We start from the raw sequence: 14734 nt of genomic DNA, 5'->3' as shown, positions 1-14734 counted from the left end.
TCTCGATGACCTGCCCTATGAAAAGCCGCTCTTCCTTTCGGGCGGCAGCGGGATAACGCCGGTGATGTCCATGCTGCGTGCGCTTACCGACCGCGCGGCCGACCAGGATATCTCATTCGTTCATAGTGCCAGAACGCCTGGTGACATAATCTTTCGACGGGAATTGGACGCACTTGCCTCTCGCTTTCCCAACGTAAAAGTAACGTGCGTTTGTAGCCAGGAAGATCCCACCTGGAGGGGGCCGACTGGCAGAATAGACAGTCAGATGCTGCTGACCCTCGTTCCCGATCTCCACAACCGCACTATCTTTGCCTGTGGCCCTGAAGCGTACATGAAAGCCGCACGTGCCTGCCTGGATGCGATTGGCGTGGCTCCGTCGCGGTACCACCAGGAGAGCTTCGGCGGCGGCAGCAGCCCTCAGTTGGAACCGGCCCCGACAATACCATCTTCAGTCCGTTTCGTCCGCTCCGGGATCGTGCATAACTGCTTGCCCGGAGAGACGCTGCTGGAGGCGGCGCGCCAATGTGGGGTCTACGTCCCAACCGCCTGCCAGCAGGGAGTTTGCGGCACATGCCGCATCGCCAAGTTGTCCGGCGAAGTCGCCATGGAGGATCTCGGCGGGCTGGCCCCTGAAGAGAAGTCGGCCGGCTATGTCCTGGCATGCTGCAGCCACCCTCAGGGCGCGGTTTCGCTCGATCTTTAACCCCGGGTGCTTGGTTCAGCATTGAAGCCGGCGCAGTAGTGTTGAACTGCCGGTGAAGGCGTTGCCGGCGTAGCGGACTGATGCCCATCGACCCCTCAGAAGTCGAGAGCGACCATCATGCCGCGGACTTCGGCCATTTCCAGCAGCAGGTCCTGCAGTCTGTCGTCCAGCGCGGCACCGGTCAGCGCCAGAAGCTCGGTGATGCTCTCTCTCATCGATATGACGGCGGCGCCTGTCTTCTCGGCAAGCAGCCGTCCGATGGCAGCCCGGATCAGCTCGTCCTGATCAGACATTGCTTCACCTCCCGACGCACTGCAACCTCCCCTTGCTTTCCATGCCTCACCGCCGCTTTCGACAACAGTGCGTGATTTTCCCATACGGTATGTTTTTTGATGCGACCGCGGCGGCTTTGCTCACGCCAGCAGATCGTCTTTATCGACCCGCCAGTCGTTCAAAGCCGCCAATGAAGGCAGCGGCGAAAAATGGCCGGGTTGGACCGTTTCAACCGCTGCAAGCAGCTCCTGCGGCACTTTCTGCCGATAAAGCCCGGTGCATACGCCCCTTTCGACCATTGCCGGCAATTCCGTGATTGCGTCGAAAATCGAAACCGCACCCGTTGATTCTTCCAGGATCTCGAAACGCCCCATCCGAAACCTCCCTCTTGCGCAAAAAAGTAGCGACTAACGCCGCTATCCCCAAGTGGTTCCTTAGGCCGGCACATTTTTCGCGCCTTGGTTGTAGCGCATGCCGGCAGGACAGTCATGCCCCCCAAGGGTGCATAGTCAAATCGCTACGCACCACTTTTAAATCTTGACGCGTGTCAATTTTTTATAAAACATGCGCAAACGCCGGATTGGCATCGGCCGGCGCTCTGGGAGGAGCAATGCCTGACATCGAAAAGTGCCCGAACCTGGGCTGCAGTCCGCAGATTCCAAAGCGGGCAGCAATCTGTTGGCGGGACCATCGCGCCGGGGTCGCTTGCGCGCCGTCTAACATTGCAGTCACCGGACAGCGACATTGATGCAGCCCATAAAACAATCAGGAGGAGGAAAAACCATGCGTATGTTCAATTGCCCGAAGCTTGGCACGAACCTGCTTGGCGCAGGCATGCTTGCAGCCATCGTCGCAGCGCCCGCCCAGGCCGAGGATACGGCGAAAGTCGCGGCCATCGTCAAAGGCCTCGACAATCCGTTCTTCCAGACCATGCAGAAGGGCATCGAGGAACAGGCCAAGGCAAACGGCGTGAATGTCAGCGTCCAGGCCGCCGCCAATATGGGTGACGCCACCGGCCAGGCCGACCGCCTGACCGCCATGGCCATGCAGGATTTCGATTGCTACCTGGTCAACCCGATCAGCGTCTCCAATCTCGTCCAGGCGCTGGTGCCGGTCGCCCAGAAGAAGAAGCCGATCGTCAACATCGACTCGACCATAGACCCCGAACAGGCCAAGGCCGCCGGCTTTGTCGTCTCGACCTATATCGGCACCGACAATGTCGCCGCCGGCGCGCTGGCCGGCGAAGAGATGCTGAAGCTGGTGCCGAAGGGCTCCAAGGTCGCGCTGGTCGCCGGCATCGTCGGGGATGTCGGCTCCAACGCCCGCATCAAGGGCTTCAAGCAGGCGGTGGAAGGTAAACTCGACATCGTGGTGATGGTCAGCGCCGACTGGGATCGCGAAAAGGCGCTGACCGCCGCAACCGATATCCTCGCTGCCCATCCGGACCTCGCTGGCTTCTTCGCCGCCAACGACATCATGGCGCTCGGCGTCGAGCGCGCCGTGCGAACCTCGGGCAAGGACGTCAAGGTGATCGGCCTCGACGGCATCGTCGACGCGCTCAAGTCGATTGCGGCAGGCGAACTCACCGCCACCGTCGCCCAATATCCCTATGTCGTCGGCGCCATGGGCCTCGAGGCTTGTGCAGTGGCGGCCAAGGGCAAGGAACTGCCGGCCAACGTGCCGGCGCCGGTGCTGTTGATCAACAAGGACAATGCCGAAGCCTCGCTGAAGAACTTCCCGCGTCCCGGCGGCGACTACCCCGATCCCTTCCGCGAGATGCTGAAGTGAGCACACCTGCAGACAACGCGCCCGCCGCCCATTCGGCGGGTGCGGAGGAGAGCCGTCCCTCCCTGGCGGCTCTCCTCCTCGATCCCTCCTTCTGGGCCGACTGGGCATCCGTCGTCGGCCTGGTCGGCCTCGTCATCGTCTTCGGCATCGCCCAGCCGGTCTTTCTCAGCGTCGCCAATCTGCAGGCGCTGCTGTTGGCGGCTGCGATCCTGGTCGTGCTGTCGATCGGCCAGACCTTCGTCATCGCCACCTCGGGCATCGACCTGTCGCTGGCGGCAGCCGTCATGCTCGGCGCCATCATCCTCGGCCTCGTCAACGCCGCCGGCTACGGCATCTTTGTCGCCTGCGTGCTCGCGGTTCTCGCCACCAGCGCCGTCGGCTTCCTCAACGGGCTGATCATCACGGCAGGCAAGATCCCCGACTTCGTGGTGACGCTCGGCACGCTGTCAGGCATCACCGGCCTTGGCCTCATCCTGTCGGGCGGCGAGCCGACCATGGTCGGCTCGACCTTCCTGCTCAGGCTCGCTTCCGGCTCGCTCGGACCGTTCGGTTATCCGGTCTGGGTAGCAATCGCAGCCGTCATCGTCGCGCATATCGCACTCTACCACACACGCTTCGGCGTGCATCTGCTGGCGACCGGCGGCCAGACCGAAAGTGCCGGCGCGCTCGGCATCCGCACCAACCGGGTCAAGATTGCCGCCTATACAGTCTCGGGCTTCTGCGCCGGCATAGCGGCCATTCTTCTGGTCGCCCGTATCGGCTCGGCCGAACCGCAGATCAACACCAGCCTGCTCTTGAATTCGGTGGCGGCGGTGGTGCTGGGCGGCGTCAGCCTGTTCGGCGGCCGCGCCAGCATTCTGGGACCGGCGATCGGCGCGCTGATGCTCACAGCACTCGTCAACGGCCTGACCTTGCTCAACGTCTCAGCCTTCTACCAACCGCTTGCCGTGGGCGCCATCGTGGTGCTGGCGGCCCTGATCATGCGATATCAGAAATGAGCGCGCTCCATCACATCCCCGCCGCTGAGGCGATCATCGCCTGCGAAGGACTGAGCAAGCATTTCGGCGGCATCCGCGCCTTCACCGACGTCGCCTTCCAGGCCCGTCGCGGCGAGGTCACCGCCGTCATCGGCGACAATGGCGCCGGCAAGTCGACGCTGATCCGCAGCCTGGTCGGCGTGCATCAGCCGGACACCGGCAATTTGTTCTTCGACGGCCGGGCGCGGCCCTTCGCCAACCCCGACGAGGCACGCAAGGCCGGCATCGAGACCGTGCACCAGAACCTGGCGCTGATCGACGAACTGACGGTCGCGCAGAACCTGTTCCTCAACCGCGAGATCGTGCGTCGCATCGGGCCGTTCGCTTTCCTCGATCGCAAGGCGATGAAGCGCGAGGCCCGTTCCATGCTGTCGCGCCTGTCGATCAACGTGCCGTCGATCAACCAGCGTGTGCGGCGCTTGTCGGGCGGCCAGCGGCAGGCGATCTCGATCTGCCGCGCTGTCGGCTCCGGCGCCAAGCTGGTGGTGATGGACGAACCGACGGCAGCACTCGGCGTGCAGGAGACCGCCAATGTCGAGGCTCTGATCCGGCGTCTGCGCGAGCAGTCGGTCTCAGTCATCCTGGTCAGCCACAATTTCGATCAGGTCCGCCGCCTGTCCGACCAGATCTGGGTGATGCGGGCGGGAAAGATGGCGGCGACCGTGCGCGCTTCCGAAACGTCCGGAAACGAGCTCGTCGCGCTGGTCACCGGCGCGGCATAGTCCTGCAGCATCAGACTTAAAATCAAAGGGAGTTCGCCTGTGGCACCAATTCGTGTCGGACTGATAGGTCTTGGAGAGGTCGCGCAGTCGATCCATCTGCCTGTGCTGGGCGATCAGCGCGACCGCTGGGTGGTCGCGGGCGTGTACGACGTGTCGCCCAGCCTGGTGTCACTCGTCACCTCCGAATTTGCGACGGCAAAGGCCTTCGACACAGCCGAGGCGCTGATTAATTCGCCCGACATCGACGCGGTGTTCGTGCTGTCGTCCGATGACACCCACAGCCGCTTCGTGCGGGCGGCGATTGCTGCCAACAAGCATATCCTGCTGGAAAAGCCCGCCTGCCTGACGGTGCGCGAAATCGACGATCTGCTGGCGCTGATGCCAGGCTACGACAAGACCCTGTTCGTCGGCTATATGCGCCGCTACGCGCCGGCCTATCTGGCGGCCAGGGACGAGCTGCCGGCATACGCCGACATCACCCATGTCCGAATCTTCGACCTGATCTCGGAAGGCCGGCACTTTCTCAAGAAGAGCCAGAACGTCCTCTATCCCAACGACGTAGACCCTACCCTGCTGGCGCGTGGCGCAAGCGAGCGCGACGCGCTGATTCGCGAAGTCGTCGGCGCCGATGCGCCGGCCGACCTGGTGCGCGCCTATCGCGGCCTGACGGCGCTTTCCTCGCATCACATTTCGGCGATGCGCGGGCTGATCGGCGAGCCGGCGCGCGTGCTGGCCGCGCACCGCACCAATGGCGGCGCCAACACATCAGTCACCTTCGACTACGGCCATTTCGCTTGTGTCTACGACGCGGTGGTCGACGATCTCGGCCTGTTCGACGCCATGATCGAGGTGCGCTCGAACACCAGGCGTGTGCGCATTCTCTACGACACGCCCTACATCCGCAGCCTGCCGACGCGGCTGGAGGTCACCGATGCCGGCCCGCTTGGCCCGGTGACGAAGACCTTCGGCCCGCTCTATGGCGACGCCTTCTCGAATGAACTGGAAATTTTCCACCGCCACATCACCGAAGGCACAAAGCCTCTGACCGACCTCGCCGATTCACGCCGCGACCTGGCGCTGATGGCCGAGATCATCGAGCGGATGAAGGAGAGTGGCGGGCGCTGAGGCGCCGCCTGCCGCCTACTTCCCACAGTGATGATCGTTGATCTTGTTCACCGCATTCGCGTCGGGTCCGACGCGATGGTAGGAGCACGCGCCGGCCGCCGTCGTCACCAACTGCTGATCGTAGTAGCGCGGGCCGCCGAACAGGATGTCGATGAGATCGCCTTCGGCGGGAACGTAGCGTTCGGATTGGACCCGGCGGTCGTGGTGCCGGTCGCCAGCGAAAGCCGGGGCGCAAGCGCTTGAGCCCATGGCGACAGCGAGAGCTAGGATCGCAACGCATTTGGTGGTCATGCCAATACCCTCCTGGCCATTCCGGAATCACACCATACATCCAAAACCGCCAGCCGGACAAAAGTTCCGGAGAAGACCGCGATAGGCTTGCCGAAGCCAGCTGCCTCGCTCATCCATGGTGCGTGGAAATGTGGAACCTGTGATGACCGATGCCAGCCTTCATCTCGTCGAAGCGACGATCGACCAACTGCGCCGCGCGCTTGATGACGGCACCGTCACCAGCGTCGAACTGGTCGGGGCTTATCTCAGGCGCATCGGGCATTTCGACCGCCACGGCATCAGCCTCAATGCCGTCCCAGTGCTCAATCCTGATATGTTCGAGGAGGCGGCAGCCTCCGACCGGCGCCGCCGCAACGGCGCCGTGCTCGGACCGCTCGACGGCATCCCCTACACCGCCAAGGACAGCTACAAGGTATCAGGCCTGACGGTCGCCGCTGGTTCGCCCGCCTTCGAGCATCTCATCGCCAATGAGGACGCCTTCACCATCGCCCGGCTGCGCGCCGGCGGCGCCGTGCTGATCGGGCTGACCAACATGCCGCCAATGGCCAATGGCGGTATGCAGCGCGGCGTCTACGGTCGCGCCGAGAGCCCCTACAATGGCGACTATCTGACCGCCGCCTTCGCATCGGGCTCATCCAATGGCTCCGGCACGGCGACAGCAGCCAGCTTCTGCGCCTTCGGGCTTGGCGAGGAAACCTGGTCGTCCGGCCGCGCGCCGGCCACCAACAATGCGCTGGTCGCCTACACCCCGTCGCGCGGCGTCATTTCGGTACGCGGCAACTGGCCCCTGGTGCCGACCATGGATGTCGTGGTGCCGCACGCGCGGACAATGCCCGACATGCTCGAATTGCTTGACATCATCGTCGCCGACGATCCCGAGACGCGAGGCGATTTCTGGCGCGCGCAGCCCTGGGTCGAGCTGCCGAAAAGCTCCGATATGCGGCCGCCCCGCTATACCGATCTCGCATTGGCGGGATCGTTGAAAGGCAAGCGCCTGGGCGTGCCCAGAATGTATATCGGCCGCGACAGCGAGGCCGATGCGCCGATCGAAACCCGCGCCTCGGTGCTTGCCCTGTGGGAGCGGGCCGCGGCCGATCTCACGCGGCTTGGCGCCGAGGTGGTCGAGGTCGATTTTCCCGTCGTTTCCAACTATGAGCGCGACCGCCCCGGCACGCGCACCATGGTCGAGCGCGGGCTGATGCCCCCAGAGTTCGCCGAGCGCGAACTCTGGGATCTCTGCATCTGGGGCTGGGACGACTTTTTGCGCGCCAATGCCGACCCGGCCTTGCCCGATCTCGTTTCGGTCGACGGCCCAAAGATCTTCCCGCAGCCGCCCGGCACGCTGCCCGATCGCTATGAAGGCGGCTTCGACCTGAGGGAATATGTCGAGCGGGCATGGTCCGGCGTCACGCCCTTCGTGGACATTCCAACGCTGGAAGAGGGACTGAAGGGACTGGAAGCGACAAGGCGGATCGATTTCGAGGACTGGCTGGACGCGCAAGGCATCGACGCCGTGGTGCTGCCTGCCGCCGCCGATATCGGGCCGGCCGATGCCGATATTGATGAGATGTCCGCCGACCTTGCCTGGCGCAATGGCACCTGGGTCGCCAACGGCAATCTGGTCTGGCGCCATTTCGGCATCCCCACCGTCACCGTGCCGATGGGAACCATGGCCGATATCGGCATGCCGGTCGGCCTCACCTTTGCCGGCAAGGCCTATGACGATGAGAGACTGCTGCGCATGGCCGGCGACTTCGAACGCTCCACGCAGCGCCGCACCCGCCCGCCGCGCACGCCGGAACTTGACGACGATGTGTTTTCAGGCCGTCCTGCCCGAGCCGGCGACAGCAAGGTGCCAGCGTTCGCGATCACGCTTGCCGCCGAGACGCGGCCTTCCGGCGACCAGGACGAGATCGTCATCACGCTCGAACTGCCCGGCGAGGCCGCCGAAACGGCCAACATCCAGGTGCATGTCAACGGAGAGGTCGTCGTGCTGCAGCGAAGCGGTGCGCGCCTCAGCGGGCATGCCCTCATTCCGGCCGCCGAGCATCAGCGCTTCCACAGCGTCTGGCGTGGCTCCTACGGTTCGATCGTGACGGCGGTGGTGCGGCTGGAGGATGGGCGCACCGCTGGCGCCTTTGCGGTCACCGGCGGGATAAAATGAGTGCTGGGCACTAGGAGGGCAGAGAGGCCAGCCATTCTTCCCAAAATTCCTGCTGAATGTGGACGAAAACCGGAACCACGTCGACGCCATCGTCAAATATGTCGACCAGATCCGTCTCTTGGGGAAATCGCCCCATCGTCACCTTGCAGGCCATCAATCCGCGACTCTTCTCCATCACGGTATTTTCGGGATAAACATTGGCACTCGCCCCGTAGCAGAAGGGCAGCAAACCATCGGCTTCGAGCCCCTGACGGATCTGGAACAGAGCTTCGAAAAAATCTTCCTCTTCGGCCCTGATCACCTTGTCCCGGTAGCCGCATGTCAGGCTGCAGACGGCGCCCTCTACATGCAGCGTAAACACGGCTTCCTCGTCTCCGCCCGTGCCCCCTCCGACCAAGAATACTGTCCGCTGATGATCCATTCCACCCCCCTTTGCTGTTCACCGGATGGTAGTTCGACAGCGGCCGACTTTCTAGCCATTGCAGGAATTCAGACCTCGCTGCCTCCGCGGTTCGCCGCTCGCCTTTCGCAATTGGTGACTGACAGAGGCTACCCCCGCGCCGCCCAAAGCAAACCCCGCTCCACCATCAGCGCCATTTCCGGCACCGCGAACTCATCCGCCGTGTGACCAAGGGAACTGTAGAAAACCTTCCCCGCTCCATAGCGCCGTTTCCAGACGACCGGCATGACAACGCCGCCGATGCCCGGAAAATGCGAGTCGGTAAAGGTGGTGGTCGCCAGCACCTCATTGCTTGGGTCGACATGCATGTAATATTGCTCCGACCGGTAGGCGAAATCGCTGATGCCTTTTGTGATCGGATCGTCCGGCCGGGTGATCGCGACAGTATAGTCGATGATGTTGCCGGGATGCGCCACCCATTGGCCGCCGGTCATGAACTGATAGTCGGGCTCGTTGCGGAAACTGTCGCCCATCGTGCCGTGGAAACCGCCGAGCCCGCTTCCCCCGCGAACGGCAAGCGTAAGGTTCTGCAACTCGGCCTTTTCGATCGTCGACATCGTGATGACGGGCACGATGAGATCGAAGGAAGCAAGCTCCGGATCGGCGAACATCGCGGTGCCCTCGCCGAGCGTGACGTCGAACCCGTTGCGTTCAAGCAGGTTGCGAACGATCTTCGCGCTCTGCTCCGGCGTGTGGCCCTCCCAGCCGCCCCAAGCGATCAAGGCCTTCTTTGGCATGGTGTCCCTCCCTTGGAGCACTCCGCTTCGATCTATCTGGCGTCAGCGCCAGCCCAGCGCCGGCGCGACATGGGTCAGGATCGCCTCGATGACATGCGCATTGTAGTCGACGCCAAGTTGGTTCGGAACGGTGAGCAGCAGCGTGTCGGCCTCGGCGATCGCCTCGTCCTGCGCCAATTCCTTGATCAGCACATCCGGCTCGGCCGCGTAGCTGCGCCCGAAGATCGCCTTGGTGTTCTCCTCGATGAAGCCGATCTGGTCGCGGCTCTCATTGCCGCGGCCGAAATAGGCGCGGTCGCGATCGTCGACCAGCGCGAAGATGCTGCGGCTGACCGAGACGCGCGGCTCGCGACTGTGATCGGCCGCTTTCCAGGCCTCGCGATAGATGCGGATCTGCTCGGCCTGCTGGATATGGAACGGCTTGCCGCTCTCGTCGAATTTGAGCGTCGAACTCTGCAGGTTCATGCCGAGCTTGGCCGCCCATTCCGACGTGGCGTTGGTGGCCGCGCCCCACCAGATCCGCTCGCGCAAACCCTCCGAATGCGGCTCGAGGCGCAAGAGGCCGGGCGGGTTGGGGAACATTGGCCGTGGATTGGGCTGGGCGAACCCCTCGCCGCGCAGCGTCTCGAGGAAGACCTCGGCGTGGTGCCTTGCCATGTCGGCGTCGCTCTGCCCTTCCGGCGGCGCGTAGCCGAAATGGCGCCAGCCATCGATCACCTGCTCGGGCGAGCCACGGCTGATGCCAAGCTGCAGGCGGCCGCCGGCGATGATGTCGGCGGCGCCCGCGTCCTCGGCCATGTAGAGCGGGTTCTCGTAGCGCATGTCGATGACGGCGGTGCCGATCTCGATGCGGCTGGTCTTGGCGCCGACGGCCGCCAGCAGCGGGAACGGCGACGCGAGCTGGCGGGCGAAGTGATGTACGCGAAAATACGCGCCGTCCGCGCCCAGCTGCTCGGCGGCCACAGCCAGCTCTATGGATTGCAAAAGCGCGTCCGAAGCCGAGCGTACTTGCGATTGCGACGAGGGCGTCCAGTGCCCGAACGACAGGAAACCGATTTTCTTCATAGCCATGCGATATAAGGATGCGCGTCAGGCTTCAATGCAAAAGAGATTTTTCGACACGCCCGATCAAGGCTCATGCATCGCTATTCTCGAAGGCGCCGATGCCTTGTGCGATCAGATTGGTTGCCATCACCAGCGAGACGATTGCCGCGGAATTGAAGACGACGACCCACCATTTGCCGCCGGTCAGGAAACCATAGCCGTCGGCGACGGCCAGCCCCCAATCGGCCGATGGCGGCTGGATGCCGAGGCCGAGAAAGCTCAGCGTCGCGATCGAGAAGAACGCGTAGCCCAGCCTTGTGACGAGCTCGATGAGGATCGTTTCCCTGATGTTGGGCAGGATCTCCAGGAACATGATGGCGAGCGGACCTTCGCCGCCGAGCCGCGCGGCGCTGACATAGTCGCGCTCTTTCTGCTCGCGCACGGCAGCGCGGACAGTACGCGCCACCAGCGGCGCGTAGGCGATGCCGATCACCAGGATGACGGTGAGGTTCGATGGGCCGATCGCCACCAGCGTCATGGTGACGAGAACGATGAACGGAAACGCCATCAGCGTATCGAGCAGCCGTGCGCCGATGGCATCGACCAGGCCGTCGAAATAGCCGAGCACCAGGCCGATGATGCTGCCGGCGGCAACGCCGGCCAGCGTCGCCAGCGGCGCAACCAGCAGGATGTCGCGCGACCCGACGACAATGCGCGACAGCACGTCGCGGCCGAGCTGATCGGTCCCGAACCAGTGCAGCGCGTCGGGCGGCGTCAGCATCGCCAGGAAATCCTCGGCATAGGGATCGTAGGGAACGAAGAGGTTGCCTGCTATGGCGCACACGACCCAGAACAGAAGCAGCAGCGATCCGACCACGACCGACGGCGGCAATCCGGCGAAAGCACTGCGGATCCGGCGCACTGCCGGAAAGCCGGCCACGGAGCGCGGTGGTGCGGGAAACTCCGCCAGATCCGTCATGGCGAGGTCCGGCGGCGTTGCCGCGGATCGAGCAGCGCCAGTACGAGGTCGCCGGCCGCCGCCGACAGCACGAAGATTGCCGCCATCACCAGCACGCCGGCCTCGAGCATCGGGAAATCGCGTGCCTTGGCCGCATTCAGAACCAGATTGCCAAGCCCCTGGATGCCGAACAGCGCCTCGATCACCACCAGCCCGCCAAGCATGTAGCCGGTCTGCGTCGCCAGCACCGCGATGGTCGGCGTCAGCGCGTTGCGCAGCACGTGCCGAAAGATGATCTCGCGCCGCTCGAGCCCTTTCAGGACGGCGGTGCGCGTATAATCGGCGGCCATTGCCTCGATCACCCCTGCCCGCGTCATCCGGGCGATGTAGCCGGCAAGGTTCAGCACCAGCGGCAGCGCCGGCAGGATCAGATAATAGCCATGCGTCCAGAAGCCCGCGCCATCGGGCGCAACACCGGAGATCGGGAACCAGTTCAGCCACAGGCCGAAAACGATGAGCAGCATCAGGCCAGAAACGAAATCAGGCACAATGCCGAAGGAGACGCCTGCCATCACGATCAGCCGGTCGATCAAGCGGCCCGCATTGAGACCGGCAACGACGCCGGCACCAACGCCCAGCGGAATGAGAAAAATCAGAATAATGCCGGCAAGGGCGGCGGAGCGCTTGAAGCTTTCCAGCACGAACGGTGCCACCGGCCCGCGCATCGACAGCGAAGTGCCGAAATCGCCGGTCACCGCCTTGCTGAACCAGAGCCAGTACTGGACGAGAACCGGCTGGTCGGCGCCCAGCCGCTTGTTCAGTTCCGCCACCGCCTGCGCGTCGGCAAAAGGCCCGAGCATGACGCGGCCGACATCGCCGGGCAGAACCTGCCCGGCGAAGAACACCAGGATGCTGACCAGCCATAGCGTGAGGAGAAGTGTGCCCACACGCGCTGATAGAATGCGGCCGGTCAGCATGTCGCGATCATGCCTGGACGAAGGAAACGCGGTCGAGCAGGAGATGCGAAATCGCGGTGAAGCGCACGCCCTCGACCTTGGAGCTGACGATGCGGCTGTATTGCGAGAAGTAGCTGATGATCGCCGGCGTCTCGTCGAGCAGCAAGGTCTGGATCTTGCCGGCAACGAGGCGCTGTGCCTGCAGATCACGCGCCTTCGAGTAATCGAGCAGCAGCGCATCATAGGCCGGGTTGTTGAAATGCGCCGCGTTCCAGGCTCCCGAACTCTTCAGCGTTGCGTTGAGGAAGATGTCGGGCGTGCCGCGATGGCCGTAGTCGGTGATGCCGAGAACCGAATCCAGCCATGGCGAGCTGCCGAAAGTCGCCGAGCCGTAATAGGCGTCCTGCGGCAGGACATTGAGCTTGACGTCGATGCCGGCCTTCTTGGCGAAGTTCTGGATGATCACCGCATAGTCGGGAATGTCATAGGCGCGTTCGGTCGTCAGCGTCACCTCGAAGCCGTTGGGCACGCCCGCCTCGCCAAGCAGGCGCTTGGCCTCGGCAATGTCTTGCTTGCGCTGCGGCACCGATGGATCGGCCGATGGGAAGATCGGCGCGAACGGGGTGTCGTTGCCGACGATGGCGCGGCCCTTCAGCAGGCCCTTGACGATCGCCTCGCGATCGAGCGTGAGCGCCAGCGCGCGGCGGACCCGCTTGTCGGTGAACGGAGCCTGGTCGGTTCTGAGATGCACCTGGTCATGCGAGCTTGCCTGCACGCTGAGCAGCTTGAAGTTGGGATTGCCTTCGATCGCCAGCTCCAGGCGCGTCGTGCTCGGGATGACGTCGAGCTGGCCGGCCTGCAGCGCCAGCACCTGCGCCTGCTCATCATCGAAGAACTTGATCTCGACCCGGTCGGGCAGCGCCTTGTCGCTCCAGTAATCCTCATTGCGCACGAAGCTGGCGCCTTGCTTGGGACGGAAGGATTCCAGCTTGAACGGGCCGGTGCCGTTGAAAGTCTTCTCGAAATCACCGGCATAGTCGGCCGGCAGGATGACGGCATTGTAGACGTCGGAGGAGACATAGAAGGGGAAGTTGCTGTCGGGGCCATCGAGGTCGAAGGCGACCGTCTCATCGTCGACCAGCTTGGCGCCGCCCTTGGACAGGATGCCCTTGTAGGCGACAAGGCCGACGAGCCGCTGGCCGGATCGACCAGCCGCTCGAAGCTCGCCACAACATCCCTAGCGGTGACCGCGCGACCATCGTGGAATTTCACCCCTGGCCGCAATTTGAAGGTCCAGCGACTGGCCGTCTCGTTTGCCTCCCAGGACAGAGCGAGCTTCGGCTGCAGACCATCCTTCGGATCGTCGAGGATCAGATATTCGCCGACCTGGCTGATCACCCCGATGCTGGCCGGATCGGTCACTGAAACCGGATCGATCGCCTTGGTCGGCTGGCCGAGCCCGACGCGAACCGTGCCGCCGGCAGCAGTCGCGGCGCGCGCGCCTCCAAGCCCCTGCGAGGCGGCAAAGCCGGTCAGGCCGAGCAGTGCGGCGTATTTCAGGAGATCGCGGCGCTTGAGAAAGCCGCCCTGGTATTCGTCGACGGCGACATTCCAGATGTCCCCCGACAGGTTGCGAACTGCGTCGATATCTCTGCGTTTGGTCATGTTAAATCCCTGCTCTGAAATGAAGATTGAAAAGCTAGGCGACGGGTTCGCCGTCGAGATGGATGCGGTCTACGGCCTGCGGATAGAAGGCGATGAGCCCTTTGATCTTCGGCATTTCCTCTATCGGATTCCGGTAGCTCCAGGCGATGTCCGGGCGCACCGAACCGTCGCTCAGCAGGCCGGACCAGTAGGAGGCGATGCCCTTGTAGGGACATCGCGTCGTTGTGGCCGAGGTCGTCAGCCGCTCCAGCCGGACGTCTTCCGCTGGCAGATAGAAACGCGTCGGCAGATGCGTCTCGAACAGCAGCACAGGGCGGTGGCTTTCGGCGATCGGCTCGCCGTCGAACCAGACCTGCACATGGCTCGAGCTTTGCAGCACATCGATGCGCGCATACGGGTCTCGGGCGTGGACGAAGACTTCCTCTTCCTCCTCGAACCATTGGTCGACGGCCTTCCAGGTGAAGGCGATGCGCCCGGCCAGCGGCGCCAGGTTTTCATCCGGCGGCGAGACGAACGACCAGGCGGCGTTGGCGCTTCGCCTGTCGCCGCTGTCGATATCCCAATAGGCGGTTTCGCCACCGACCGGATGCGGCTCGCGATGCAGCGAGGGTTTCAGCACCGACGGATCGACCGCCGACGGCGGGAAGAAATAGATCGGCAGGAAATGGTTGGAGCGCAGCACCAGCACGTTGCGGCTGTCGGCGATGGTACGGCCGCCGAATCTGACGCGCACGCGCTTGGGGCTGTGCAGGACATTGACGAGCCGCGGCGCGGTTGCTTCGCGCGGCTGCAATCTTGGTGCGACGGTCAT

General features: G+C 63.8%; 16 protein-coding genes and 1 pseudogene. 6 read left to right on the top strand and 11 right to left on the bottom strand.

The genetic code is table 11. The features are described 5' to 3' along the window. Positions 1 to 703: iron-sulfur cluster-binding domain-containing protein (locus EOA19_RS14055; protein ID WP_164892925.1), on the top strand; the 703-nt coding region annotated here is incomplete at its 5' end. Positions 704 to 798: 95 nt separating this feature from the next. Here EOA19_RS14055 and EOA19_RS14050 read toward each other — a convergent pair. Then, positions 799 to 996 (bottom strand): hypothetical protein, encoded by a 198-nt coding sequence (locus tag EOA19_RS14050; protein WP_127270219.1) that lies wholly within the window; start codon positions 994 to 996, stop codon positions 799 to 801. Between the two features lie 120 nt (positions 997 to 1116). Next, positions 1117 to 1350 (bottom strand): hypothetical protein, encoded by a 234-nt coding sequence (locus EOA19_RS14045; protein ID WP_128303946.1) that lies wholly within the window; start codon positions 1348 to 1350, stop codon positions 1117 to 1119. A 409-nt stretch (positions 1351 to 1759) separates the two neighbouring features. Between EOA19_RS14045 and EOA19_RS14040 the strand changes: the two genes are divergently transcribed. Genes EOA19_RS14040 through EOA19_RS14025 form a run of 4 tightly spaced genes read left to right on the top strand, consistent with a single transcriptional unit; the run spans position 1760 to position 5648 of the window. Further along, positions 1760 to 2764 (top strand): substrate-binding domain-containing protein, encoded by a 1005-nt coding sequence (locus EOA19_RS14040; protein ID WP_128303945.1) that lies wholly within the window; start codon positions 1760 to 1762, stop codon positions 2762 to 2764. Continuing rightward, the gene (locus EOA19_RS14035; protein WP_128303944.1) at positions 2761 to 3762 is read left to right on the top strand and encodes an ABC transporter permease; all 1002 of its coding nucleotides are present in this window, start codon (positions 2761 to 2763) and stop codon (positions 3760 to 3762) included. The genes EOA19_RS14040 and EOA19_RS14035 overlap by 4 nt, the downstream gene beginning before the upstream one ends. Then, complete coding sequence (locus tag EOA19_RS14030) at positions 3759 to 4523, top strand: ATP-binding cassette domain-containing protein (protein ID WP_127269572.1); 765 nt, start codon at positions 3759 to 3761, stop codon at positions 4521 to 4523. Before EOA19_RS14035 ends, EOA19_RS14030 begins: the two co-directional genes overlap by 4 nt. A 39-nt stretch (positions 4524 to 4562) precedes the next feature. After that, positions 4563 to 5648, top strand: a complete 1086-nt coding sequence (locus EOA19_RS14025; protein ID WP_128303943.1) for a Gfo/Idh/MocA family oxidoreductase — start codon at positions 4563 to 4565, stop codon at positions 5646 to 5648. A gap of 15 nt (positions 5649 to 5663) precedes the next feature. Here the strand turns inward: EOA19_RS14025 and EOA19_RS14020 are convergent, their stop codons facing one another. Further along, positions 5664 to 5939, bottom strand: a complete 276-nt coding sequence (locus EOA19_RS14020) for a hypothetical protein (protein ID WP_127269574.1) — start codon at positions 5937 to 5939, stop codon at positions 5664 to 5666. Between the two features lie 142 nt (positions 5940 to 6081). Between EOA19_RS14020 and EOA19_RS14015 the strand changes: the two genes are divergently transcribed. Continuing rightward, entirely contained in the window at positions 6082 to 8103 is a 2022-nt protein-coding gene (locus EOA19_RS14015) for an amidase (protein ID WP_128303942.1), read from the top strand. Positions 8104 to 8113: 10 nt separating this feature from the next. Here the strand turns inward: EOA19_RS14015 and EOA19_RS14010 are convergent, their stop codons facing one another. From EOA19_RS14010 to EOA19_RS13980, 8 genes and pseudogenes are all read right to left on the bottom strand, one after another. Further along, positions 8114 to 8524: a hypothetical protein gene (locus EOA19_RS14010; RefSeq protein WP_127396571.1), complete on the bottom strand. Its 411-nt coding sequence runs from the start codon at positions 8522 to 8524 to the stop codon at positions 8114 to 8116. A 128-nt stretch (positions 8525 to 8652) separates the two neighbouring features. Continuing rightward, positions 8653 to 9300 (bottom strand): ThuA domain-containing protein, encoded by a 648-nt coding sequence (locus EOA19_RS14005; protein ID WP_128303941.1) that lies wholly within the window; start codon positions 9298 to 9300, stop codon positions 8653 to 8655. Positions 9301 to 9342: 42 nt separating this feature from the next. After that, complete coding sequence (locus tag EOA19_RS14000) at positions 9343 to 10365, bottom strand: LLM class flavin-dependent oxidoreductase (protein ID WP_164892928.1); 1023 nt, start codon at positions 10363 to 10365, stop codon at positions 9343 to 9345. A 70-nt stretch (positions 10366 to 10435) separates the two neighbouring features. Then, complete coding sequence (locus EOA19_RS13995; RefSeq protein WP_127326506.1) at positions 10436 to 11323, bottom strand: ABC transporter permease; 888 nt, start codon at positions 11321 to 11323, stop codon at positions 10436 to 10438. Beyond that, positions 11320 to 12279 (bottom strand): ABC transporter permease, encoded by a 960-nt coding sequence (locus EOA19_RS13990; protein WP_128303939.1) that lies wholly within the window; start codon positions 12277 to 12279, stop codon positions 11320 to 11322. Before EOA19_RS13990 ends, EOA19_RS13995 begins: the two co-directional genes overlap by 4 nt. A 7-nt stretch (positions 12280 to 12286) precedes the next feature. Beyond that, the gene (locus EOA19_RS13985) at positions 12287 to 13399 is read right to left on the bottom strand and encodes an ABC transporter substrate-binding protein (RefSeq protein ID WP_281040478.1); all 1113 of its coding nucleotides are present in this window, start codon (positions 13397 to 13399) and stop codon (positions 12287 to 12289) included. Between the two features lie 92 nt (positions 13400 to 13491). Then, positions 13492 to 13923: pseudogene (locus EOA19_RS36395) on the bottom strand (ABC transporter substrate-binding protein); the annotation flags it as partial. Positions 13924 to 13957: 34 nt separating this feature from the next. Further along, positions 13958 to 14734 carry a DUF427 domain-containing protein gene (locus EOA19_RS13980; protein WP_128303938.1) on the bottom strand — a complete coding sequence of 259 codons (777 nt, stop codon included), beginning with the start codon at positions 14732 to 14734 and terminating at the stop codon, positions 13958 to 13960.

Source organism: Mesorhizobium sp. M7A.F.Ca.US.010.02.1.1, assembly GCF_004023085.1.
Classification (GTDB): domain Bacteria; phylum Pseudomonadota; class Alphaproteobacteria; order Rhizobiales; family Rhizobiaceae; genus Mesorhizobium.
The sequence above is the reverse complement of the archived record's forward strand: the minus strand, read 5'-3'. Positions and strand labels throughout refer to the sequence as shown.